Raw genomic sequence first — 24903 nt, 5'->3', positions numbered from 1 at the left:
TTTAAAGCGTATACTTATTTCGTCGTTAGCCAAATTTACTTAAACTTATTATTCCATTAGCAGAGAAACTATTTTAGGATATGTTTTTTCCCTATCGAATCTTTCTTCAGCAAGTCTACGATTATTTTCACCCATCATTTTTCTTAAGGTCATATCACTATAAAGTTTAAACATATTGCTTGCTAAATCTTCTGCATTGTTGTTCTCACAATTTAAACCAATTTGATATTCATCAACTAGATCTCTATATTCTAGACATTCCTGGGTATTCAATACAGGTAATCCAGCTGCAGCATAATCGCCGACCTTATTAATAATACTTTGGGCAGCTCCACTGGTGATTGGATTTACTGCAATATCACAAATTTTAAGTAACCCTACCATTTTTGCGTATTCTAGCCTACCTGTAAATTCTACATTTAATCTCTTTTCTTTAGCATAGTTTTCAAACCTATTTTTAAGTGGACCGTCACCCATTACAATAAATTTAATATTAGTTATACCTTGCTTCTGTAATAACTCTAAAGAATCAAATACACAAGTTAAATCATAACTATGACCTAATGTTCCAACATAACTAAGCCATATTTCATTCTCCGGCTTTTCTGTATACCTATTCTTTTCTACTAATTTATCATAGTACTTCAATTCAGAACCTAAGAATATACTATGCCCTTTATGTTTGTTGTTAACTTTTAATGCTCTATCTAAATAGGTCTGAGAGACAGCTACAATCTCATCAGCAGATTTATAAATGTTATCTGCCATCTGTTGCAATGGGTAAAATAATAGATTACTAATCACAGGAATATTAAACACCATTTTGAACGCCTCTGGCCATAAATCCTGAATATCTATAATAAACTTAATATTATTCTTTTTAGCATACTCTGCAGCTACTTTAGCAACGCTAAGTGAAGGAACCGCACAGTAGATTACGTCCGGCTTTTTTCTATTGTTTAGAAATTTATTTAGATCTTTCCCCATCATATAATGACTATAAAATCTTTTTAATGAAACATTTTTTTTATATCCAGGTTCAGAAATCATGGTAATTTTATAATTATATTTCTCCTCCACAATCTCTTTCTTAACCTTATTACTATGTGAAAAGTCTGATGTAATCAGTTCTACTTGGAATCCATTAACTAAAAACAAATCCGCAATATAAGTAAATCTATTGTTACCTTTAAAGTCATTACAAAAATGAGCTATTAGCAATACGTCTTTTTTCACCATATATATCCTTTCCTGTTTGTTTTGTTATCTAGCAAATTACTTCTTGTTTAAGTTTAACCTTCCGAATAAATAGATCGTTAAACTTCATCATATAAATGCCTTCATCATAACGACCAATTATCTCCGTATTTATGTTTCCATTTATATTATTAATAATCATCTCTGGTATGTTTACCCCACTTTCATAAGCATGTGGGTAGCCTCCACCAAAGCGAGGGTTAACTTCAGAGATGTAATATTCACCTTTAACTTTAAAAATATCAATATCAATAATACCTTTAAATCCAATCACCTTTACGAATTTTTTAATTAGTTCAAACAGCTGTTTATCCTTAATCGAGACAGACTTATCAGTTTCACCGGCCCGCATTTTTAATTTTTCCTTTGTAAAGATGGCTACCGGGTCACCAGAAATCATATCGATATAAACATCTGCTCCGTATTCAGTTCCATCCATAAACTCTTGAATCATTAAATTATCAAATCTACTAAATAATAGTTCAATTTCTTCTTTGGAGGTAGCCTTGCTTATATTGATACTTGCGCTCCCTTTCGTAGGCTTTACAAATACTGGATAGTTAATAACTCCAGCTTCCACATCCATATAAAACTGTTCTTTGTCTACATAACTTTTAACAGTTTGGAATCCATTCTGAACCAAAAACTCAAACATTTTATACTTATCAAAACACATATCAACTACATCCAAATCTGAGATAATAGGCATCGTACCAATATCTAGGAATGCTTGTTTGTTTTCTGCGAGAAGACTAAGTTCCGGATCTATCAATGATAAGACGGCTTTAATATTATTCTCCTTGCAAATAGAAAGAATAATATCTAGGTATCCCTCATCACCCATTCTTGGAACAATAAAATGTTTATCTGCTTCATATAAAGCTGGCGCTAAATCACTACAATCAGTAGTAATAACTAGCCCCTTGCTGCCTAGTTCTTTTTTAAAGTACTGTACAATTTTATTTCTAGTCCCACAGCTTAATATTAGTATATTTAAATCGATGCCCATTCGTCAGATCCTCCCAAATGTTAGACTGTTAAAAATCAACTGTTTTAATTAGTTTTATTACTATAATCAAATAAATTTTTCCATTAAGACTAAATCCTTATATTCACCTTTAATAAATCGTTCATCTTTAAATTTTCCTACTTTTTCATAACCTAGGGAGTACCACATGTTTGTAGCAGAAGCATTATCAAATACAACATTTAACTTTATTTTTCTTAAGTTTAAATACTCTTTCGCAAACTGCTCGATTAATCTACATGATTCTTTCCCGTATCCTCTACCCTGGGTACTTTTGTTTCCAATGTAAAGGCCGATTTCACAGGTTCGATGAATCCAATTAATACTATATAAGCCTACCATTCCAATAGGTAGATTTTCATTATCACAAATGATAAATCGCTTATTATTACCTGTAGTATCTATCATAGAGTCCATCCACTTTTCTTGTTGATCTATAGATGTTGGTATAAACCCCCCACCTAAATATCTGTAAGTCTCTTCATCATTTTTCCATTCATTTAAGAACGTAATATCTTGCTTGAGAATTGGCCTTAGATATATTTTTTCTCCTTTGATCACATTTTCACCACTTTCACTTTTAATAACCGAAGCCTTATACAGACTTTTTGTCAGTTTCCATATAGATATTTTCAGATTTAAAAAGCTTAAACACTGTTTTAAACAAAATCTTAATATCGAGCCATACATTAAATGCATCAATATATTTGTTATCTACAACAATTCTGTCATCCCAGCTAACTGAATTTCTTACCGTTACTTGCGCTAACCCTGTTACACCAGGACGCACTGTAAAACGTTTTTTTGCCCACTCAGGATAGTTTTCAAACCCATTGTACGGAAAATAAGTAACCGGTGGACGAGGGCCTACAAGGCTCATTTGTCCCATTACAATATTAAATAATTGGGGTAATTCATCAAGACTTGTTGCACGGAGTATTTTACCTACCTTAGTTATTCGATTATCATTATTATTTTTTACTGTTAATCCGTCCCCAAGTTTTTCAGCATTAACAACCATTGTTCTAAATTTAATAATTTTAAAAACCTTACCATTCTTTCCTAAACGCTCTTGTTTAAAAAATATTGGGCCTTTTGAAGTCAACTTAATAGATAGGGCTATGACAATAAGAATTGGTGAAATAATAACAACACCAATTAGGCTTCCAAAAAAATCTATTAACCGTTTAATAAATAAATTCAAAACTCTCATTTATCTCCACAACCTTTTAATTATCTTACCGACTCTTTCTAGGTCTTCATCCGTCATCTTTGTATCAGACGGCAAACAAACACCATTCTCAAACAGTTTTTCCGATACACCTACACCAATAAAATCATATTTATCAAAGAAAGGCTGCAAATGCATCGGTTTCCAAACCGGTCTAGACTCTATATTCTCAGCTTCCAATGCATCAAATATATCAAGAGGTCTAATTTTACCAGACAATGTTAACGAGCTTAACCAAAAATTTGGTTCATCCCATTCATTGTTAGGCATGAACTCAACACCTTCAAGTTCACCAAGTTCTCTCTTATAAAACTCAAAAATATAATTCTTCTTCGCAACTCTCTTATCTAACACTTTAAGCTGCCCTCTACCAATTCCAGCAACTACATTACTCATACGGTAATTAAAACCTAATTCACTATGTTGATAATGTCTTGCTTGGTCCCTTGATTGAGTTGCCCAGAATCTAGCCTTTGCAATACGTTCTTCATTATTGGAAACTAGCATCCCACCACCAGAAGTAGTGATTATCTTATTTCCATTAAAAGAGAAGATGCCGTAGTCACCAAAAGTCCCTGTTTGCATCCCTTTGTAGAAAGTACCTAAAGACTCAGCAGCATCTTCTATGACTGCAACATTATGCTTGTTGCAAATTTCCATTATTTTATCCATATCAGCGGACAAACCATATAAGTGAACAACAATAACAGCTTTCACTTCTGGATATTTCTCAAATGCTTCTTCTAATGCTTTAGGACTCATATTCCATGTTTCATAATCACTATCGATAAAAACAGGAATCGCATTTTGATAGATGATTGGATTTGCAGTAGCCGAGAAAGTAAGCGTTGGACAAAATACAATATCTCCTTCTCCAACTTCTGCTGCTTTGAGAGCTAAATGAATAGCGGCCGTTCCAGACGATAGTGCAGCAGCAGATTTAGAACCAACTTTCTCAGCTAGTTCTCTTTCAAATCCATTTACATTTTCACCAAGTGGTGCAATCCAGTTTGTATCAAAAGCTTCCTTCACATATTGCATTTCATAACCCTCATCACTCATATGTGGTGAAGAAAGGAATATTCTTTCTTTTACTTTTGTCGACTCCATATTTTTAGACTTCCTTCCCTTGTTAAGTTAATATTTAGTAAATTAGTACTTAATTAGAATCTATTATTCTTCCATTCCAACCAACTACTAATTCACTAAAATTGTTATCTACTTTTGATAGCAACCTCTTAATAACTATTCAATCTACCAAGCAAATACTAAATAGATATTCACTTCACAACCACTCAAAACCGAGTTTCTTCCTATTATTTATATATACCATTTTAATCACTCCCCTTTCACGGATTTATACCCAAGCTCCACCATCATACTTCTCACCTGAACAAAGAGCTCGAAGAGCTTTCCATATTTTAAAAGATACCCAGCTCCTTCCAAAATTATGTATTAGGGAGAATCCCACAAAAAAATAACACCTAGGGCATCCAACCCCACCTCACGCTACACCTCCGACAACCAATCGCGTCTAAGGTTTACTAAAACCCACAGCATAGCCGAGTGCCTTCTTTGATAAAGGTAAGAAGACATCACCTTGGTGCAAAAAACATAAAAACTCTAGATACACCCGATAAAAAGGCATATCTAGAATTTTCTTATGATCATCTTGAAATTATTTCTGTCTTAACTCTCGATGATTTTTAACTCACTAAGCCTTTCATCCATAAAACGTACCAATTCGTTCCGTAAGGTTTCATCTTTCAAAGCCATCTCAATTGTCGTCTTTATAAACCCAAATTTCTCTCCAACATCATATCGTACACCTTCAAAATCATAAGCAAACACACGCTGGATTTGGTTCAGCTTCTGAATCGCATCCGTCAGCTGCACTTCCCCGCCGGCACCCAACTCCTGCTGCTCTAGAAACAAGAAAATCTCCGGAGTTAAGATATAACGCCCCATGATTGCGAGGTTGGAGGGAGCAGTGCCTTGCTTTGGTTTCTCGACAAAGTTATTCACCTGATACCTGCGTCCGCTTTGATCCGAAGGATCAATAACTCCATACCGATGTGTCTCCTCTTCAGGAACTGTCTGTACCCCAATCACCGAAGAAAGTGTTCTTTCATATTCATCCATCAGCTGACGCAAACAAGGAGTATCACTCTGAACAATATCATCTCCAAGAAGCACCGCAAATGGCTCTTCCCCAATAAACTTCCGTGCACACCATACCGCATGCCCCAGCCCTTTAGGCTCTTTTTGCCTAATATAATGAATATCAACTTTCGAGGGCTCTTTTACCTTTTCAAGCAAATCAAACTTTTGCTTTTGAATTAGGTTTTCTTCAAGTTCAAAAGAAAAATCAAAATGATCTTCAATCGCACGCTTCCCTTTACCAGTAACAATAATAATATCCTCTATACCAGATGCTACTGCCTCTTCCACAATGTATTGAATGGTGGGCTTATCCACGATTGGCAGCATTTCCTTAGGCATTGCCTTAGTAGCAGGTAAAAATCTTGTCCCTAACCCAGCTGCAGGAATAATCGCTTTCCGTACTTTTTTCATTCTAACTTCCCCTCTCATTTCGCAAATGATAGTGCTTTATTCTTTCTCCGATTAGCCAGATTCAAAACAAACTCACCAATTTCATTTGTAGACATCCCATCAAACTGATCGATCAAATAATGAACCTCTTCCTCCTGCTCCAAATCTGCCTTCCCAATAAAAATCTTCGGAAATACAGCTCCCTTATGAACTTCATTCTCCCCAAGCAGTTCCTCGTACATCTTCTCCCCAGGACGAATTCCTGAGAACTTAATCCCAATCTCTTCCTCAGAATAACCCGATAGGGTTATAAGATTCTTAGCCAAATCCACAATCTTTACAGGCTCACCCATGTCCAATACAAAGATTTCACCTCCGCGTGCAAGCGCACCTGCTTGCATCACAAGCCGCGAAGCCTCCGGTATCGTCATAAAATACCTAGTCATATCCGGGTGCGTAACCGTCACCGGCCCGCCAGCCTGAATCTGCTTCTTAAACAATGGAATAACACTGCCCCGGCTGCCAAGCACATTCCCGAAACGGACAGCCACAAACTTCGTATCACTATGCTTATCCAGCTCCTGAATAACCATCTCGGCAATCCGCTTTGTAGAACCCATCACATTTGTAGGGTTTACAGCCTTATCTGAAGAAACCAGCACAAACGTCCCAACTCCAAAGGTGTCCGCCGCCTCCGCAACATTCTTCGTCCCAAGCACATTGTTCTTCACTGCCTCTTTAGGGTTGTACTCCATTAAAGGCACATGCTTATGAGCCGCCGCATGATACACAACATCCGGCCGATGAGCTTCCATCACTTCAAAAATCCGATTTCGATCCTGAATATCCGCTATAACTGGGACAATCTCCAATTCGCCTTTATGCTTATTCCTTAACTCCATATCAATCAGATAAATTGAGTTCTCCCCATGTCCTAACAGAAGAAGCTTCTTCGGCTGAAACTTGCATACCTGGCGGCAGATTTCAGATCCAATCGATCCGCCTGCCCCTGTCACTAAAACGGTCTTCCCAGTTAGCTTTTCTGAGATACTATCAATATCTAACTTAACAGGTTCACGGCCCAGTAGATCCTCTACCTCAACATCGCGGAACTGATTAACCGATACATTGCCCAGCATGACATCCTCAATCATCGGCATGATGACTGTTTTTGCTTTTGTTCCTGAGCACTCTTCAAAAATCCGCTGCATTTCTCCCTTGCTTAAGGAAGGAATCGCAATGATAATTTTATCAATATTCAGCGTTTCTACGGTCTTTGCAATACGCTTAGAATCCCCCACTACCGGCAGACCAAGTATATGTAGTTTATACTTTTTCGGGTCATCATCGATAAACGCCACCGGCTGAATTTCTGTATCTCGGTTTTTCAACAGCTGTCTTGCCAGCATCGTACCTGCAGCCCCCGCACCAATAATGAGGGCACGCTTTTGTTCAATAGTGCCTTTAATATATCGATCCCTGTATACTCTCCAGGAAAAGCGGGACCCGCCTATTAATAACACATGCATCATCCACGCTAACATTAACGCTCTGAAGTAAATATTCCCAATTAATAGCTGCTGCATAATTCCTGTTGTCATGATCGATAGACTAACAGCCTTTACAATCGCAACAAGCTCTCCCACACTCGCATATTCCCAGGCCTTATTATAAAGCCGATACATCGAAGCATATAAATGATGGCTGAGCAGCAGTGTAATAGCAGTAACCAGTACAAATTCTGATTGAAGCCAGGCGAGCGTCGGGTGAAGTGTCATCACACTTACATAAATAGCTGATAAAACAATCAATGAATCTAGCAGCACCAAAAAGGTCAGTCTCTTTTGATACGTCAATTAAATATCCCCTTCCATTTAAGGACTTTACACCTACCATAAATACCCACCGGAGTAATTTTTCCCAAAAATAAATACCTAATGGAAATACACGTGTCATGACACCTATACTTTCATTAAGTATGTATTTGCTATTAGACATTTGGGCATCTAACCCGTCCTCACCTAATGCTAATTGGCCACAGGGGCTAAGGAAACGGATCTCCCACAGCATTATCGAGTATCTCCATAGATAAAGGCAAGGAGACATCGCCATCATTTGGTATTTCATAATACTTTTCGACTATACAAAGGATAAAATTGAACCCGCCCAAATTTGGAAGGGTCATTTCTTTGTGATTTAGAATAATCCTAAAAACTTTTTCCGATGAACCCGCTCTGGAATCTCTTTCATCACATTCATATTTTCAACCAATAATGCAGCATTTTCAGTAAATAGATACACCATATCTACCCCATAGTTTGCTTCAATAGAGTCGTATGCCTCAGCCATCTTAAATGGCCGGGTTTTATGGTTATGGGCATCCGATGCAATAAAATGGGTTAAATTTGCTTCAATTAATTTATGTGTAAAACTCTTAATCTTTTTCCCAAAATGTCCTGTCACACTCGCAGCTGTCACCTGGCTGAGCGCACCATTTTTTATCAGCTGATACAGCAGCTCAGGGCGTTCAATGAACCCTGCATTTCTTTCCGGATGGACGATGATCGGTATTAACCCTTTCATCTGCACATCATATAGAAGCTTCTCCGTATAACCAGGCACATAACCAGATGGCAATTCAATGAACACATACTTTGTTTCTGCCAATGTGAGAATCCCGCCATTTTCGTAGTCTTCGATCAGCTCACCGCGGATAGCCGGCTCTTGTCCCGGCAGTATTTTTAAGTGAATTCTCTCTTTTTGAAGCTCTTCATTTACTTCTCTGACACTCTTGATAATATCCGCTTTGCTATTTTCATACTTTCCATTTTTATGATGAGGGGTTGCAATGATGGTGTCGACTCCTTCTTCGACAGCCTTTTTTGCCATAGATATCGTTTCACTCATATGCTTGGCTCCATCATCTACACCTGGCAAGATATGACAATGTATGTCAATCATCGCAATCCCTCTTTCCATAATTATGTCAATTCACTAGATTCCTACTAAGAATACCACCAATTTCCCTATATGATAACGGGGTTATTTTGTAGAATGCTGTCGAATCTAGTTATTTTCCACCATAATAATAGTAGTATTGAGAATCCTGTAATTTTTTATGGTTCAAAACAGCTCCTAGAAGCTTTGCTTTTGCACTCTGAAGCAGCTCCTTCGCTTTCTCAGCAGCTTCCATCTCAGTTTCTCCGCTATAAACAACTAAGATAGAGCCATCTACATGATTGGACAATATTTGGGCATCCGCTACAGCCAAAATGGGCGGCGTATCAAATAGAATGACATCATACACTTTATAGGCATCGTGAATGAATTCATCCATGGCCTTCGATCCAAGCAGCTCAGCAGGATTTGGCGGAATCGGTCCGCTTGCTAATACATACAGGTTGGGCTCCTTTGTAGGAGAAACTGCATCTTCTAATGAAGAACTTTTCGTTAAGACATTTGTCAGTCCATTCATATTGCTGACATCGAAAGTATAATGGGCAGTTGGCTTACGCAGGTCAGAATCGACCAGTAATACCTTCTTGCCCTGGTTGGCAAAGACAACAGCCAAATTGGATACAGTAGTTGACTTCCCTTCCCCAGGTCCAGATGATGTCACTAATATGGACCGAAGCTCTTTATCTATGGACGAAAATTGGATATTCGTCCGGACTGTTCGATATTGTTCAGAAACAGGGGATTTTGGGCTCAGCATCGTGATGAGACTTCTTCTATTAGTATTGGGTTTCGCTTTTCTTTTCTTAAACAACGCTCTCACCGCCTGCCCGTTTTCTCGCCGCTCTGTTGCTTATTTCTTTTTGAACCTTTCCTGTATCAATAATGGAAATCACACCAAGTACCGGAAGATCCAGATTCCGTTCAATATCTTGTTCATCCTTGACCGTGTTATCAAAATACTCAAGCAGGAACGCTAATCCTACTCCAGCCATTAAACCCACTACCGCTGCAATCGCAATGTTCAAATATGGGTTTGGCTTTACCGGCGAGGAATTCACTTCTGCCTTAGCCAGGATGCTGACATTGTCAACATTCATAATTTCTTTGATTTCTTTTTGGAATACATTGACCGTGGTATTGGCAATATCAGCTGCCATCTTTGGATCCGCATCCTGAACAGTTATCGCGACTACCTGGGAATCTGTCTGGCTCCCCACTGTAATTTTGGAATTCAACTGTTCAGCTGTCATATCCAAATCTAAATTCTTTATCACAATATCCAGAATAGCTGGGCTTTTGATAATCACATTGTAGGTATTGATCAGCTGCAAATTGGTTTGAATTTCACCCGGATTGTAGACTGGCTGATCGTCTTTGGCCTGATTGACTAAGAATTGGGTAGAAGATTGATAGATGGGAGTTAAGAAATAAAAACTGACGATTCCGCTCACTAAAACTGCAACAAATGTAATGGAAAGAATCAGCAGCAGCCTTTTTCGCAAGGTTTGCAGCAGTTCTTTCAGACTAATTGTTTCCTCCATGATTTCCTCCTGTATAGTGGTAAAGGTAAAACAAAAGTATTATAACACAGATCTGTAATTTTTTTGGTTAATACTGACAAAAAAATAAAAGAAACCACCGAATTATGTAAGATTCCGTGATTTTTTCTCTCTCTTTTTCTTCGACTCTCTTATTTTAACCATAAACTGTAATGTTTTTGTAGCCTTTTTGTAATATTGGAAGGAATTACATTTTATTAGTCGAATCTTGTCAAGAGTTGTTGAAAAACGGTTTGAATCTGGGATAATCTAGTTTATCATTATAAAAGCAATCATATCTGTATATATCTTAGGAGGGAGCGACATGAAAGCATTTATTACCTTTTTATTGGCTGCCTGCTGTGTTTTTATATTAATTGCCGGAAATCTCCATTGGGAGAAAAAGATCGCTGGCAGTAGTGCACCTGAAAGTCCGTCTGCAACTGCCAGCGACTCTGCAGAGCCAGCCGATCCTGAAAAGGAAAGAATACTAAGTTTAGCAGCCAACTGGCCGGAAGGAAGCCGGGAGCAGCTTGCAAAAGCTCTGGGTGACAACCGTGCCTTTTCTATAACCATACTCGGTTCCCAATCGCTTGCGGAAGGGTCTGATTCCTGGCCCGAGCGGTTAAAGTCAGAGCTCCAGTCTGCGTACGGGAAAGACCTTATTGAAACTAAAACACTTTCCTATGACATGACTTCTAGTCAATTTGTTAATCAACACTTGGAAGACCTTCTTAAAAACCCTGGCGATTTGATTCTCTTCGAACCTTTCACCTTGAATGACAATGGTGAAGTTGGAACGAAAGCAGGACTGGAAAACCTTGCTTACGTTATGGCTGAAGTGAAAAGCAAAAATCCGGACAGCACGTTTATCCTGCAGCCTCCTCATCCACTATACGATACGATCTACTATCCTAAAGATGTGGAAGAGCTGAAGGAATACAGTGAAGAACACTCGATTCCTTACCTGGATCATTGGACTGCCTGGCCCGAGCTGGATGATCCTGAATTGAAAGAGTATTTATCCTCTGACAACAGCCAGCCAAGTGAAAAAGGCCATCGTGTATGGGCTGACTATTTAATAGAGTATTTTATCCATAAAGAGTAGCCATCTAGACTAGGCCGGTTTAAACTGGTTTAGTCTAATTTGCTATATGAATATGCAGATTTCCATCTAATAATTTATTCTCCACTTCAAAAGAGTTCAATATCTCCCCTAGCGGAAGGCCTTTAATCACTCTTTTTTCAAAAAAGGCAGCTTTGTCTATTTTCAAACTCTCCTGTTTCACGTCTATGCTTTTGCCATTAAAAGCAACTTGCATTGATTTTCCACTCTTCTCTTTTACCTCCATGTTTAAATAATCCCTTACAAACTTATAATCCACATATAGCTCTCCACCATAATAAAAGAAGAAATCTCTGAAGGAATAAGTCTCACTCTTTGTTGGATTTTCCTCCACTTTTGATAGATACTGATCTGTTTTCACATAGGTTTTATATGCATTCAGGATACTTTTTTTCTCCGTAATCGCGTAATTATTAATTTTCCTTCCTTCTGGCGCATTCACGAGATTATTCACATCGAAATAGTAAATAAATTTAACGCGCGGATATAATTCAGGAAGGTGTTTATACATCCGGGTTATTTTTTCTACTGCAAAATCATCATGATGCTGCCCATCTGTCACTGTGTAATTGGTTGTCCCGAACTCTCCAATGACAATCGGTTTTTTATGGCTGTATGTATTATAGACATAGTCCAATAAACGCAGCGGGTCTTCAAAATCCGATTTGTCTTCGATCTTATTATTGTGATAGAAAACGTTATAAATATTAACGCCAATATAGTCCACATACTCGTCACCCGGATAGAATTTATTAATTGTCGATTCCGGCATAGTGAAAACATTCCAGAGCATCATGACATTGGGAGCTTCTTTCTCCATTACATCATGGACCAATTTCCATTTCTCGATGTATTGCTCGGAATGACCGGAATAAAAGGTCCAGGTTCCATTCATTTCACTGGCGTAGCGCAAAAGAATCGGGGCCTTTAGTTCACCTGCATCCTTTGCGAACTGCCGCAAATACTCGTCATCCTTCACTTCCTCCAGCCCATTATTCGGCTCCCATGCCACCTGCGGGAACCCACCTGCTGCTATGACCTCTTCCGCCCATTCCTTAGGGAACGGCTTTCCATATCCAACATATTTGAAATAGGAGGCATGTGTTTTCCCTGTAAGCTTGTTGAATGTATTCATGTTAGTACCGATGAATTCATCCTGTAAAACATAGCCGCCCAAATAAATGCCGCTTCTAGGTTCATATTTTTCGGCTGGCACATTATCCTTATGTACAAAAATGGTTAAGCCCAGCTCTTGATCATAAGGCTTCTTTGTTTGCTCCTCCGGACTCTTTATTGAGACAGTATTTGTTTTTTTATCATATAAATAGCCCATTTGAAACCCTAAGTATTTTTCGACAGACACATCTGGAATATAGGTAATGTCGCCAATTATTTCATATCCGCACAATTCATCCTTTGTCAGATTGCACTCTTGAATAAACCCATTGTCATATGTCAGCTTTTTATCTTCATACCGAATGGTAAGCTGATTCTCTTTTTCCTCTGTTTTTACTGATGTGATAGCTTCTAAATCAGGCAATGAAATATAAAGGGAGCCGTTTTTTTCACCAATTGGATGTAGTAATTTATAATGATTTCCGTCATACACGACACTGTCTGAATATCCACCTTTCAGTTCTTCGCTATTATGTTTGATTCTATTCCAGATATCAGCAGGCTCTATAATCACAAGTCCAAATAGGCAAATGATAAAGAAAGCGGTCACGACCGAGAGTACTAGCTTTCGTTTCGACATCATAAATAATCCTTTCTTTACAAGTAATTGATCAAAAGGCTTACGGGCATTCGGCTTACCCCCATTCTAACAATATGCCTGTTGAACTGCTGTAAAGATTCTGTTAATTTATAGCAAATGTTTGTAAATAGGGTGTATCATTGAAAGTGTCTTTATTCACCTGCCTAATAGGAAAGGCCACATATAAAGTACGCAAAAAAGAGAAAAGGCTTCAGCCTTTCCTCTTTCAATAGTAAATCCTTTATTTTTTAGATACGAGATGTGCCACCAAAATGTATCTTTGTGGTGCATCCCCAATAAAATCAAATGGGTAGCAGGTGGTAACGGTCAGCATGGCACGAGGCTTGGGGACAATGACCGTCCTGTCGTCCGCGTCCACAATCCGCACCTTATTTACACGGTACTCAAAGGTGCCGGCCTCTGTCGTTACTTCCAGCATATCTCCTTCTCCTACTTCACCTAATCTTCTGAAGACGGTATCCCGGTGACCAGATAGGACAGAGTTATCTTTTTCGCCTGGCATGACACTGCCGGCATAATGCCCTACCCCTTTTTCAAGCTCATCTTCATCTGTTCCATGAATGATCGGCAGAACAGACTTGATTTTGGGAATATACAATTCTCCGATTTCCTCGCCAATTTCCGGCTTATCCTGGTATAAAACCTTCTCTTCTTCTTTCTCCATGCTGCCTGCTGCAGAGACTTCTTTCTTTAGATCCATTTCTCTTTCAGGCGCATTCATCTTGTAGGAAATATACCCTTTTCCTACATTATAGACGCTTGTCGTGGTAAACCAAAGTCCCAGCGTAATTAAGCTTAAGCTGAAGAAAAGAAGCAGCAGCCGCTTTCTGTGGCTGACTTCTCTTCTCTTTCGGCTATTTCTTGGCCTCATATTATCTGGTCCTTACTCTGCGGAATAATGTCGTTCCGATCACAATGGCAAGGAATCCAAGAACACCGTATATAAGATTGTTAGAAGCTGTATTTGGCAGCTTTCCGCCTTTTACTGTTTTCTTTTCAGCAGAAGGTTTTTTCACCTTTTCCGCCGCATTTGTTATATCCTTGCCTGTTTCTTTAACCAAGTCTGAATCAAACATTTCACCTGTGATAATAAGATCTGCCAGAAAATCGCCAGCTAGATTATAGATGCTGATTTTCAGTTTGGCATTGATCAATTCTTCCATATTCATCAGTTCAAAAAGAGTCAGGTTCTTTTCCGTATCTTTTGTAATAAGGGTATACTCTGCTTTTACCTGATAGATTGAAAGCAGTTCATCAAAGATGGACAGCAATTCCTCAACCTGAGCGGAAGTCAGATCATCTGTTACATCGAACTCACCAATGGCCATCATCCGATAAGATAAGTCCTCCAGCCGCTGCATAGTCTCAGCGCTTAAAAGGTCATCCTCTATCGAAAGGAGATGATTCTTCAATCTCTCAATCTCCTCATCTGTTAAATCAAATTCAGTCTTAAAAACTTCTAGCAGCTCCAGAATCATTTCTTCATCTACCAGCTCTTCTTCATCCGCTGTATAAAAAAATACGCTCTCGTCAAGGTCACCAACGAAAATGTAATCCTCTAGTTCCTCTCCAAATTCTGCAAGCAGACTTCTTAAAGATTCTTCATTCAATTCATATTCATCATAGATAAATTGAATGTTGCTTAAGTCTGCTTTGATTACTTCACCAAGGCTGTCACTTAATTCTTGTACAGAATCATAATCTTCAATGGATTCGTCATACAAGGAAAGAACCATTTCAATATCTTCCTCTGTGACATCAAAGCCTCTGATAGCGCTAATGTCACTTAAATATTGCTGGAACTCTTTCTCAAATTCCGTACTTTGAGCTGAAGCGGCAGGAGCAAACAAACTGAAAATTAAGACTAAAACAGATAATAATACGCCTAATTTCCTCATAATCTTCCTCATTTCACCATTTTTTCAATACTTCTCTATTATATTTCCTGTCTCTATTTTTTACAATATTCAAAATGGGAGATTATATGGTGAAACGAGATCATCCGAATTCTGCTTGGTTTTAAACAAAATAAAAAAACGGGAAAATTCCCGTTTTTAATAGAAAACTAATAGATTAATGCTCTGACGGAATCCCCATTGTTGAAAATGCCGGACTGTGTTCCGAAGGGATACCAGCTAACTCAATCGTTTTGCCAACACTATGTTCTGATGGAATGCCGGCTAACTCTACAGGTTTGACCACACTATGCTCTGATGGAATTCCAGCCTCCTGGTTCCCCGCAAAAGATGCTCCAGCCCCAATTACCCCTAATGCCAATGCTCCGGCTAAAATTAATTTTTTCACGACATTGACTCCTCTCTCATTCATAATTTATATATTAACACCTATTGAGTAATTTTTCCATTTCCGATTCGACAATTTGGATAAATTTATCATTTTTTTGCAGCTTCAGGATATAAATAGCTTTTTGAAGAAACTCTATTCCCTTTTCTTTATTGCCAAGTTTTATATAATTCTCTCCACTTTGATAGTGAAGATTGGCAAACAAATATTGGATTTCTTCATGTATGCAAATATTAATTCCCTTTTGGCAATATACAAGGGATTCCTGGAATTCCCCTACCTCTGTCAAGGCCTGGGATAAGCCAAATAGGATCCTGACCTTCCCTCTGCTTTCAAGGATATGCGGCAGCTTTTCCAAATCACTAAGTGCCTTTTTGAACAACGATATGGCTTCCTGATAAAGATTCATATCTTTATATAAAATAGCAATACTTGCTAGTATTTCGACTTCTCTTTCCGATAAGTTGACCCTTTTTTCATTTGTAAGATCCAAAGCGCCATACAATATTTGGATCGCTTTATCAAAATCATTTTCAAGATAGAAAACACAGATACCCTGGTGCCAGACCAGGAATTGCTTCAGCATAACAGGCTGAAAAAGGGGATTATCCAGTTCCTTTTGAACAATTTCATAGATGGCCTTATAATTCCAATTCCGTTTGTGCTTATTAATAATCTGCATAACAGCAGTAGAATAATTTATGGTAGACTTAGAGGCAATATTAAAGAAGTATGTCAGATCAATATTCATCTTATTTGCTAATTGATTCAGCGTTTCCAGACTTGGATACGCTTTCTCTCTCTCAAAAGAAATAAGATCTTCCTCAGAGCATATGCCCTCTGCCAGCTCCTTAACACTTAACCCTTTATACTGACGAAAAGATTGTAAGCTGTCGCCAATTAAATACTCACTTAAATTCATCAGCTTTCCCTCACTTAGTATGATTAATAGTATTATTTTACCACAAATCGTATAATGTCGTTTAATAAAGTTTCAGGAGTGGTCAGGAACTGCATCAGTCAAAATGCTGTTTATGATGAGTATGCTTTAAAGTTGTACTGAGATGCAGAATAACATTTTGCAGCTACTTTAAAATAGCCCCACTATATTATTATTCGATATTTCCGGCAAATATCCTTCCTTAATTAAAAAATTTTATAATACTGCCCTCAAAGTGATGGCAGCTTTATTACTTTTAATACAAAATAAAAACCCTTCTATCAAAGAGGGTTAAATATACATCCATATTCTAGCTGATATCATTAATTGCCCACGATTTTTCTCAGGTCATTTTCAATCTCTGAAAGAAGCTGGTTTACACTCATTTCCTTTTCCCCAACTCCGATTTCATATACTTTTGTAAGCATCTCCAAAAAAAGTTCATTTATCGTTCTGCTACTCTCATTGTCCAGCAACTTTTTAACTCCTCCTATTTTCCTAGCAATCTTATGACAACATTCTAGTTCTTTTTTTATCATTTGACAATATTTTTCCAATCTTTTTTCAAAGATTGTTGTTTTTGGTTTAAGGACTGGAATGTGAGCCTCCTCGGCTTCGCTTGCGGGGTCTCACACACCCCCCTACTCAAACAACTCAGCAAATTAAACTAACTTATAAAAAGGCAGCAAACTTTACGGAAACAGTCCTATAAAAAGAACCGCTTCCTCACATGGAAACGGCAAAAAATTGGAGATTTAAAAGGATGTTACTTCAGATGCAGTTAGGGTTTCCCCCTAAACGCAATTCACATCTTTATTAAAACACTTATATGCAAATCATGTATCTTTGATAATTACTTATTTTTTAAGGGTTTCAGAGTGAAACCTCTTGTTTATATGGATTTTCAATAGTAAATATAACTATAAGAATATTTTTAGGAGGGTATCATTTGGATTTTTCTGCAATTGGAATAAAAATCAAAGAGTTAAGAAAAGCAGCAGGTTTTTCCCAAAAAGACCTGGCAAAAGATATATGTACTCAGGCACAAATCAGCAAAATTGAGAAAGGAGATGTCCTCCCTTTAGCATCCACTTTATATTTTATTTCACAAAAGCTGGGTGTTGATATCAATTATTTTTTCGAGCACGGGACGACCCCTAGGCTTGATTATGTTCACGAGGTGAATAACCAGCTTAGAATAGCCAGGCGCAACCTTGATTACCCTCTCATAAAGGAGATTGTGAAATCTGAAGAAAAGAACCCCCTCTTTACATCCAACAAGAAAAATTTCCAGAACCTCCTCTGGCATAAAGGGATCTACAAATATCATGTCGATCAGCAGCTGGAGCAAGCACTTTCATTTATCGATAGAGCCATCAATTTGACATTTGAGAAGGTGTGGAGTGAAAGAGAAATCGAGATTCTAAATAGCAAAGGAATATTACTATATGAATCAGGAAGATACACAGAAGCCCTTGATATCTATCTTCAAGCAATGAATCATTTAGAAGGAATCCTCTATTTAAATGATGAAACCGTCCGAAGCAGGCTTCTTTATAATACGGCCAAAACCTATACAGACTTAAAGGATTATGACCGCTCTACCAAGCTCTGCCATGAGGCCATTGAAATCTGCTTAGAAAAGGATCAGTTATTTCTATTGGGACATCTGCATTATCATATTGGATTTAATTATGAACTCCAGGAACAGTTTGTTTTGGCAAAAAAATATATGGAGCAGGCACTTGATATTTTCCGTATTCAAAGAGATGAACGATATAATGACTTTATACGTGGTAAATTGGCAATTTTCGACAAAAATACCCAATAGTCATCTCGACATAAGTCTACAATCCTTTATTATTGTAAAATAATAGTTATTTTTTTGTATAATGCTGTAAAAATATAATCTTTTTGGACGATATATGTGGTAAAATAGTACAAAAATACGTCCAAGGAGTGATTCGGAAAAGTGAAAAAACAGATGTTCTCAATTGCTGCTGCAGCAATGCTTTCTTCTGCCTTTGCCTCTCAGGCTTCCGCCGATACATACACAGTAAAAAAAGGGGATACCCTGTTCCATCTGGCTATTAAATACAAAACGACTGTTACAGATATTAAAAAAGCCAATAATTTAAGTTCCGATTTTCTATCAATCAATCAAAAACTTGAAATACCAGGGGCAGCAGAGAAACCTGAATCCAATCAGTCATCAGGCGGCACGGCCGTAACTAAACCGAGTAATTCTGCCAAAACGTATACGGTTAAAAGCGGGGATTCTCTATCTAAAATTGCCTTGAGTCATAATATTAGTTTGAAAGATTTAATGAGCTGGAATGGGCTTAGCACCCATTTAATATACCCTGGACAAGTCTTTAAGGTTTCAAAATCTGCTGGAAACAATTCGGGAGATACTCAAGGCCAGACAGGTTCCACTCCAGCACCTTCCAATGACAGCAGTCCAGAGGTATATACAGTTAAAAGCGGGGATACGCTAAGCGCCATTGCTGCTAAGTATAAGACTACTGTTCAACAGATTAAAACATGGAATAAATTAAGCTCTGATTTAATCCTGATTGGACAAAAGCTTAACTTGAGCGCAAGCAAGGATTCAAATGAATCTGTTTCCAGCAGCAAGCCAGGAAATAATGAGCAGACAAGCGGGGCATCAGCATCGGTTTTGGCCGAAGCCCAAAAGCATGTTGGTGTTCCTTATCAATGGGGCGGCCAAACTCCTTCAGGTTTTGACTGCAGCGGGTTCATTTATTATGTCTTAAAGCAGACAGGCTCTAAGATGTCACGCTACTCTTCAGAAGGCTACTACAGCCGTTCATTTTATGTGAGCACACCACAGCCTGGCGATCTAGTATTTTTTGAAAATACATATAAAAAAGGCATTTCTCACTTAGGCTTCTATGTTGGAAATAATAAATTTATTCACGCTGGCTCATCAGGCGTTGAAGTCTCCAGTCTGGATAATTCGTATTGGAAGAAACATTTTGATGGATTTAAGAGATTTTACTAGGACACCTTTTTACAGGTGTCTTTTTTCATATTCTGGAAGGAATATAGTTATATTTTGAAGAATACTATAAATAGCGGGGTCTAAAGGAGGAGATCAATTGAATATCGTAGGCATTATTACATTTTTGTCCTTATCTTTATTATTATCGAGTCTTCTTTTAATTTATTCCAAGCTTCAGCATCAAACGCCGGGCAAGCTGGCTGCGATTATTGTTTTTTTCCTTTTGAACGCAGTCCCCCTTGTATATATAGTGTATATCGAGTTAGGCAGGAATTACGCAAGCAATTCCATTACACTCGGCTCAGCCTTTATGATTGTGTGGCTGGTTACAGCCTTAATCCTGTTTGTCGGCATCCTGTTCAGGGTCCGGTCCGGTAAGGAAGATCCCTATTATTAAACTATAAAAAAACCAGCAGCAAATTGGGCTGCTGGTTTTTTCTATCTGGTAAGAAGTCCTCTTGCTGCGTATTTCATCATGTCCTTCTTGCTTAAATTCTTTACGTCTTTCTTTTTAAGCTTTGCCGGTTCGAATGGCGTGGCGAAAGGGGACCCCGTTTTGAGAAATGGCGGCCGTTCGAGCAGCACCAGTTCCCCCTTCTCCACCCCTTCTTTCACTTCCTGGGTCTGTCCAATTTTCAGCCCTGTTTTAATTGCCTTTCGTTCAAGCCTGCCGCTTTGCCTGATGGCATATGTATATGTGCCTTTTTTCGCCTTTTTCACCGCTTGGGCTGGAACCGTCAGGGTCTCCTCCACTTCATTTGTAATGATTCGCAAATCGGCGTGCTCACCATGGAGACTCTTAAACTCAGGTGTTTCGTTCATACTAATCGTAAATTCATAGCGGCTTTCTGTTTCGGCATGTGGCTCTGAAGTTGGATAGTTTGATATTTTCTCAAGGGTACCATCTATTTTTTTGTTGCTGCCTTTTGGAATGATGAATACTTTCATTCCTTCTGCCGCTTTATGAATTTCCTGCTCGGTAAAGATCCCTTCAACCTTTTGCTCATTCGAAATGATGGTTACAACTGGATTGGCGAGGTCCGTCTTGATGCTTTTGACGGTTCCGGCTATCTCACTTTCCACCGTCAGACTGGACAGGCTTTCGTCCGCTGCATCCATCAAATCCTCGTACTTTTGAACTTCACTTTCAAGCCTGCTGACTTGCAGCTCCTTTTCCGCGATATCCCGTTCGATGGTTTGAATCATGTAGTCATTTGGATTGGGTTCATCTTCTTCTGCAGGGGTGAGTGCGAGCGTTCGCTGCATGCTTTCTAACTCGCTGATATGGCTCTCTATGCCAGCTTGTTCCCGTTCCAGTTTTTCTTTTTCTATCTGGAAATTCTCCTTTGTCAGGGTTATGTCATCCGGTGAGTATTCGAATAAACCTGTCCCGGCCTGGACCTCATCCCCTTTTTCTACAAGAAAGCCCTTGAATGTCCCCTTAGTATTCTCATAGTAAAGGTGATGCTCTTCCATTGGCGCCAGGACACCCTTTGCCGGCATGGTTTCAAGAAGGTCCTGTTTTTTCACAGCCGTCCATTCATCAATATAGTAGGTTCTGCCAATTTTATCACTTTTAAGGAATATCAGGGCCATATTGCAGGCCAGGAACAGTGTTACACCAATAATCAGCATTCTCGCTTTCCACGTCATAGAAGATCCCTCACTTAAATTAGCTTTTCCAATTGAATGGATGAGAGTAAAGCTGAGACAATCACGAAAAACAAATGCGTTCCGACCAGCATGAAAATCAGGAAGCGAGGGCTTCTTTCGGAAACGGCATTTAAGTACTTATATTGCAGGACAAATGTCCAGATTTTAAAGAGTGTAATGGCGGAAAACGTGTAAACCAGCAGCTCTGGAAAGGAGGCTGCCTGAGCAATGATGCCAAATGAAAATATCGATGATTCACTGTTTAATCCGAGAAACAGAAAGAGCGGGATGTTAATGGCCTTTTCCATTAAGAGAATCAGCATAACCATCAGCTGGATGCTGATCAGCTTTTGGTATTCAACGTCTACAAGTGTCCAGAATAACAGGGAGGGTAAAAAAATGATCATGGCTGCATAAATAATGCCGTATACAATTTGTCCGCCGCCAAAGAACAGCTTGTACAGCTCGTACTCGCTTCTGGACATATCCGTCAGGCTTCTTGAAGTATGTTCGCTTCCAATTCCAAAGTAAGCACTGAGTCCAAATACAAGTGCACTCAGAAGCATTACCAGTAAAATCTGCTTCCATAGACCAGATAGTCTCTCCTCTTTTCTCATCTGATGTGAAATCATATAAGGTTCCTTTAACCCTCTAAGCAGCGGTACCCGATAGCCCATAAAGTATCCCCCAAAAAATTATCTATTATTCTTTTATTTTAACTTAAAATCAAAATATTGGGAAATAGGTAGAATTGTGGAGAAATGGGTACAGAAACGGCTCAAATTATAGCAAAAGACCTTTAAAAGCTCATTTTTCCTGGTGGTTAGTCTTTATTCTACAAAAATAAGTGTCGGAATTTGCAAAAACTTTTGTTGTTTCATTAGACTGGAAAGGCGGTATAGATAAGTAAGAATTTTACAACCATGTCCTTGTCACGAGAGAATGAAAAATCGAGGAGGGCTTACTAATGAAAATAAAAGCTGGAAACTGGACAATGCTGAGTGAGCAGGAGAAATTATTTATTTTGGAAGCTGTCAGCTTTTTTCAGTCTAGAACGAAAAAGAAGTCATAACTCATATGAGATTCTATCATACAGCGATAAATAGCAGTTAAAAAGGCACCTTTGTATGGGATATGAATGGTGCCTTTTTACAACTGGGTGACAGGCACCACCCGAAATTTGTCGAAAACTCCAAAAAGGACTCCACATTAAAGTGAAGTCCCAATTCAATAGATTAAGGAAATAGTTTTATAAGGAAGCTCAATAAAATCCCCACAACCCCGAAGTCCGAATCCCCAAAGGTTGTTCCTTCAAATCCGAGTGAACCCAGAACCGGAAGCAATAAGGCCGGAAGGAAAGAGATTAAAGACCGTTGGCAAATGAACCAATCATTGCTCCGCGTCTTCCCCCTGTTGCATTTCCGAATACTCCTGCTGCCGCACCTGTTGGCTAAATTCCCCAGTGACAGGCACCACCCGAAATTTGTCGAAAAATCAAAAAGGGGGCTTCACATAAGTGTGAAATCCCCATAATAGCTTTGATCAAGAAAATAGTTTAATAAGGAAGCTCAATAAAATCCCCACAACCCCGAAGTCCGAAGCCCCAAAGGTTGTTCCTTCAAATCCGAGTGAACCCAGAACCGGAAGCAATAAGGCCGGAAGGAAAGAGATTAATAGACCGTTGGCAAATGAACCGATCATTGCTCCGCGTCTTCCCCCTGTCGCATTTCCGAATACTCCTGCTGCCGCACCTGTTGGATAAATTCCCCAGTGACAGGCACCACCCGAAATTTGTCGAAAAATCAAAAAGGGGGCTTCACATAATGTGAAGTCCCCATAATAGCTTAGATCAAGAAAATAGTTTAATAAGGAAGCTCAATAAAATCCCAACAACTCCGAAGTCCGAATCCCCAAAGGTTGTTCCTTCAAATCCGAGTGAACCCAGAACCGGAAGCAATAAGGCCGGAAGGAAAGAGATTAATAGACCGTTGGCAAATGAACCGATCATCGCTCCGCGTCTTCCCCCAGTTGCATTTCCGAATACTCCTGCTGCCGCACCTGTGAAGAAGTGCGGAATCAGGCCTGGCACAATGATCTTCAGGCCGAATAGCGGAAGAAGGAACATGGAAAGCAAACCAGCTACGAAGCTGAATAGGAATCCGATAATAACTGCATTTGGAGCAAAAGGGAACACTGCCGGGCAATCAAGGGCAGGCTTCGCATCTTTTACCACTTTGTCAGCGATTCCTTTAAAAGCTGGTACGATTTCTGCAATCAGCATCCGCACACCGGCAAGGACCACATAGACACCAGCAGCAAACGTAATCGCCTGCATGAGCGAGAATACAAGGAAGTTAACTCCGCCGCTCAATTCAGATTCTACATAGCCTCTTCCGGCGATCGGCGCCACTACCAGGAAGAGAATCGTCATAGTCAGAGACATCGCAACAGATGTATCGCGCAGGAATCCAAGTGATTTTGGCACTTTGATCGCCTCTGTCGATTTGGATTTATCCCCTACACGCTTGCCAATAAAGCCGGATACAAAGTAGCCGAAAGATCCGAAGTGGCCGACCGCTATGCTGTCATTGCCAGTGATTTCGCGTACATATGGCTGTACAAGCGCAGGCATGAATACCATTAATAATCCCAGAATAATAGATCCAATAATAATCAGTGGAAGCCCTGTCACTCCGCCTGTTGCAAACACGGCTGAGATCAGGCAGGCCATGAATAAAGTATGATGGCCGGTTAGGAAAATATATTTAAACGGTGTAAAACGGGCAATTAAAATGTTCATGACCATCCCGAAAAGCATGATCATCGCGGTTTCTTTCCCAAATGTCTGCTGGGCAATCGCTACGATGGCTTCGTTGTTCGGAATAACGCCCTGGATATGAAAGGCTTTTTCAAACATTTTTCCGAAAATATCAAGTGAGCCTATTAAGATGCTTGCTCCTCCATTCAGAATGAGAAAGCCCATGATTGTCTTAAGCGTACCAGAAATGACATCAGCTATGCCTTTTTTCTGCAGAAGCAAGCCAAACAAGGCGAATAAACCAACCAGGATGGCGGGCGTGCCCAATATATCGTTCATGATAAAATCAAACATGTTTAACCCTCCTTTTTAAATCCTCTGTATCTATCTTTCTTCTAAACCTTTTTAAGGTTATACTGTATGTGTTCTTTTTTATTTTTCAGCGGGCGAATCTATCGCCTGCTCTTTTTTTCTCTATTATGATAAATGTGATTCCAATGCGGCTTTCAGCTCATTTTGATCCAGGATGTTTGTCAAACCAATGATCGTTCTTGTTCCATCATCCAAAGTGGAAATCAGGTCTTTAGATCCCAGGTAAATGTCTGCATTCTCGGATTTAGCTGTTGTTAAATCTGTATGTGACACATCTGCTTCCACACCCAGCTGGCTTAAAACTGTTTTTACGTTCATTTCTACGATAAAGCTGCTTCCAAGTCCGTTTCCGCATACCACTAGAATTTTTTTCATTTTTATTTC

At 39.0% G+C, this 24903-nt stretch carries 24 protein-coding genes and 2 pseudogenes; 4 read left to right on the top strand and 22 right to left on the bottom strand.

Annotated features, from left to right (window positions below; genetic code table 11):
* Positions 1-48: 48 nt before the first annotated feature.
* The 10 genes from AC6CHU_RS12130 to AC6CHU_RS12085 all read right to left on the bottom strand — a co-directional run bounded on the left by AC6CHU_RS12130 (position 49) and on the right by AC6CHU_RS12085 (position 10567).
* Positions 49-1236, bottom strand: a complete 1188-nt coding sequence (locus AC6CHU_RS12130) for a glycosyltransferase family 4 protein (RefSeq protein WP_498121834.1) — start codon at positions 1234-1236, stop codon at positions 49-51.
* Between the two features lie 31 nt (positions 1237-1267).
* Positions 1268-2266, bottom strand: a complete 999-nt coding sequence (locus AC6CHU_RS12125; protein WP_498121832.1) for an ATP-grasp domain-containing protein — start codon at positions 2264-2266, stop codon at positions 1268-1270.
* A gap of 66 nt (positions 2267-2332) precedes the next feature.
* A complete protein-coding gene (locus AC6CHU_RS12120; protein ID WP_498121830.1) occupies positions 2333-2845 on the bottom strand; it encodes a GNAT family N-acetyltransferase in 513 nt (170 codons plus the stop codon).
* Positions 2846-2879: 34 nt separating this feature from the next.
* A complete protein-coding gene (locus AC6CHU_RS12115; RefSeq protein WP_498121828.1) occupies positions 2880-3497 on the bottom strand; it encodes a sugar transferase in 618 nt (205 codons plus the stop codon).
* A complete protein-coding gene (locus tag AC6CHU_RS12110; protein WP_498121826.1) occupies positions 3498-4625 on the bottom strand; it encodes a DegT/DnrJ/EryC1/StrS family aminotransferase in 1128 nt (375 codons plus the stop codon). It abuts the gene before it with no gap.
* A 579-nt stretch (positions 4626-5204) separates the two neighbouring features.
* Positions 5205-6089 (bottom strand): UTP--glucose-1-phosphate uridylyltransferase GalU, encoded by an 885-nt coding sequence (gene galU / locus AC6CHU_RS12105; RefSeq protein ID WP_498121824.1) that lies wholly within the window; start codon positions 6087-6089, stop codon positions 5205-5207.
* Between the two features lie 14 nt (positions 6090-6103).
* Entirely contained in the window at positions 6104-7924 is a 1821-nt protein-coding gene (locus AC6CHU_RS12100) for a polysaccharide biosynthesis protein (protein WP_498121822.1), read from the bottom strand.
* 340 nt (positions 7925-8264) lie between these two features.
* Positions 8265-9029, bottom strand: coding sequence for a tyrosine-protein phosphatase (locus AC6CHU_RS12095; protein ID WP_498121820.1), 765 nt, complete (start codon positions 9027-9029; stop codon positions 8265-8267).
* Between the two features lie 109 nt (positions 9030-9138).
* A complete protein-coding gene (locus AC6CHU_RS12090; RefSeq protein ID WP_498121861.1) occupies positions 9139-9783 on the bottom strand; it encodes a CpsD/CapB family tyrosine-protein kinase in 645 nt (214 codons plus the stop codon).
* Between the two features lie 46 nt (positions 9784-9829).
* Complete coding sequence (locus AC6CHU_RS12085) at positions 9830-10567, bottom strand: YveK family protein (protein WP_498121818.1); 738 nt, start codon at positions 10565-10567, stop codon at positions 9830-9832.
* 322 nt (positions 10568-10889) lie between these two features.
* On the opposite strand from AC6CHU_RS12085, the gene AC6CHU_RS12080 reads away from it, so the two are divergent.
* Positions 10890-11672: an SGNH/GDSL hydrolase family protein gene (locus AC6CHU_RS12080; RefSeq protein ID WP_498121816.1), complete on the top strand. Its 783-nt coding sequence runs from the start codon at positions 10890-10892 to the stop codon at positions 11670-11672.
* A 34-nt stretch (positions 11673-11706) separates the two neighbouring features.
* Here AC6CHU_RS12080 and AC6CHU_RS12075 read toward each other — a convergent pair whose 3' ends face one another.
* The 6 genes from AC6CHU_RS12075 to AC6CHU_RS12050 all read right to left on the bottom strand — a co-directional run bounded on the left by AC6CHU_RS12075 (position 11707) and on the right by AC6CHU_RS12050 (position 17250).
* Positions 11707-13446, bottom strand: a complete 1740-nt coding sequence (locus tag AC6CHU_RS12075; protein ID WP_498121814.1) for a glycoside hydrolase family 26 protein — start codon at positions 13444-13446, stop codon at positions 11707-11709.
* Between the two features lie 241 nt (positions 13447-13687).
* Positions 13688-14338 (bottom strand): class D sortase, LPxTATN-specific, encoded by a 651-nt coding sequence (gene srtD / locus AC6CHU_RS12070; protein ID WP_498121812.1) that lies wholly within the window; start codon positions 14336-14338, stop codon positions 13688-13690.
* A gap of 1 nt (position 14339) precedes the next feature.
* Entirely contained in the window at positions 14340-15377 is a 1038-nt protein-coding gene (locus AC6CHU_RS12065) for a processed acidic surface protein (protein ID WP_498121810.1), read from the bottom strand.
* 163 nt (positions 15378-15540) lie between these two features.
* On the bottom strand, positions 15541-15771 hold the full coding sequence (locus AC6CHU_RS12060) for a hypothetical protein (RefSeq protein WP_095243335.1): 231 nt from the start codon (positions 15769-15771) through the stop codon (positions 15541-15543).
* Between the two features lie 34 nt (positions 15772-15805).
* Complete coding sequence (locus AC6CHU_RS12055; protein WP_498121807.1) at positions 15806-16693, bottom strand: helix-turn-helix domain-containing protein; 888 nt, start codon at positions 16691-16693, stop codon at positions 15806-15808.
* 341 nt (positions 16694-17034) lie between these two features.
* Positions 17035-17250 (bottom strand): YwzD family small protein, encoded by a 216-nt coding sequence (locus AC6CHU_RS12050; RefSeq protein WP_498121805.1) that lies wholly within the window; start codon positions 17248-17250, stop codon positions 17035-17037.
* 410 nt (positions 17251-17660) lie between these two features.
* Here AC6CHU_RS12050 and AC6CHU_RS12045 point away from each other — a divergent pair, with 410 nt between their 5' ends.
* From AC6CHU_RS12045 to AC6CHU_RS12035, 3 genes are all read left to right on the top strand, one after another.
* Complete coding sequence (locus AC6CHU_RS12045) at positions 17661-18542, top strand: helix-turn-helix domain-containing protein (protein WP_498121803.1); 882 nt, start codon at positions 17661-17663, stop codon at positions 18540-18542.
* Between the two features lie 141 nt (positions 18543-18683).
* Positions 18684-19736 (top strand): C40 family peptidase, encoded by a 1053-nt coding sequence (locus AC6CHU_RS12040; RefSeq protein ID WP_498121801.1) that lies wholly within the window; start codon positions 18684-18686, stop codon positions 19734-19736.
* A 97-nt stretch (positions 19737-19833) separates the two neighbouring features.
* Positions 19834-20133 (top strand): hypothetical protein, encoded by a 300-nt coding sequence (locus AC6CHU_RS12035; RefSeq protein WP_251283344.1) that lies wholly within the window; start codon positions 19834-19836, stop codon positions 20131-20133.
* A 41-nt stretch (positions 20134-20174) separates the two neighbouring features.
* Here the strand turns inward: AC6CHU_RS12035 and AC6CHU_RS12030 are convergent, their stop codons facing one another.
* The 6 genes and pseudogenes from AC6CHU_RS12030 to AC6CHU_RS12005 all read right to left on the bottom strand — a co-directional run bounded on the left by AC6CHU_RS12030 (position 20175) and on the right by AC6CHU_RS12005 (position 24894).
* Positions 20175-21389, bottom strand: a complete 1215-nt coding sequence (locus tag AC6CHU_RS12030; protein WP_498121798.1) for an efflux RND transporter periplasmic adaptor subunit — start codon at positions 21387-21389, stop codon at positions 20175-20177.
* Between the two features lie 14 nt (positions 21390-21403).
* On the bottom strand, positions 21404-22066 hold the full coding sequence (locus AC6CHU_RS12025) for a hypothetical protein (RefSeq protein WP_498121796.1): 663 nt from the start codon (positions 22064-22066) through the stop codon (positions 21404-21406).
* Positions 22067-22624: 558 nt separating this feature from the next.
* Positions 22625-22836, bottom strand: a pseudogene (locus tag AC6CHU_RS12020) (PTS transporter subunit IIC); the annotation flags it as partial.
* Positions 22837-22931: 95 nt separating this feature from the next.
* Positions 22932-23144 (bottom strand): annotated as a pseudogene (locus AC6CHU_RS12015) (PTS transporter subunit IIC); the annotation flags it as partial.
* A gap of 94 nt (positions 23145-23238) precedes the next feature.
* Positions 23239-24501 (bottom strand): PTS ascorbate transporter subunit IIC, encoded by a 1263-nt coding sequence (ulaA, locus tag AC6CHU_RS12010; RefSeq protein ID WP_251283347.1) that lies wholly within the window; start codon positions 24499-24501, stop codon positions 23239-23241.
* Between the two features lie 123 nt (positions 24502-24624).
* Complete coding sequence (locus tag AC6CHU_RS12005) at positions 24625-24894, bottom strand: PTS sugar transporter subunit IIB (RefSeq protein ID WP_251283348.1); 270 nt, start codon at positions 24892-24894, stop codon at positions 24625-24627.
* Between the last annotated feature and the right edge of the window lie 9 nt (positions 24895-24903).

The sequence above is a fragment of the Cytobacillus sp. GQ23 genome (assembly GCF_059758675.1).
Note: the sequence above shows the minus strand (reverse complement) of the source record. Positions and strands in the feature narration are given on the sequence as shown.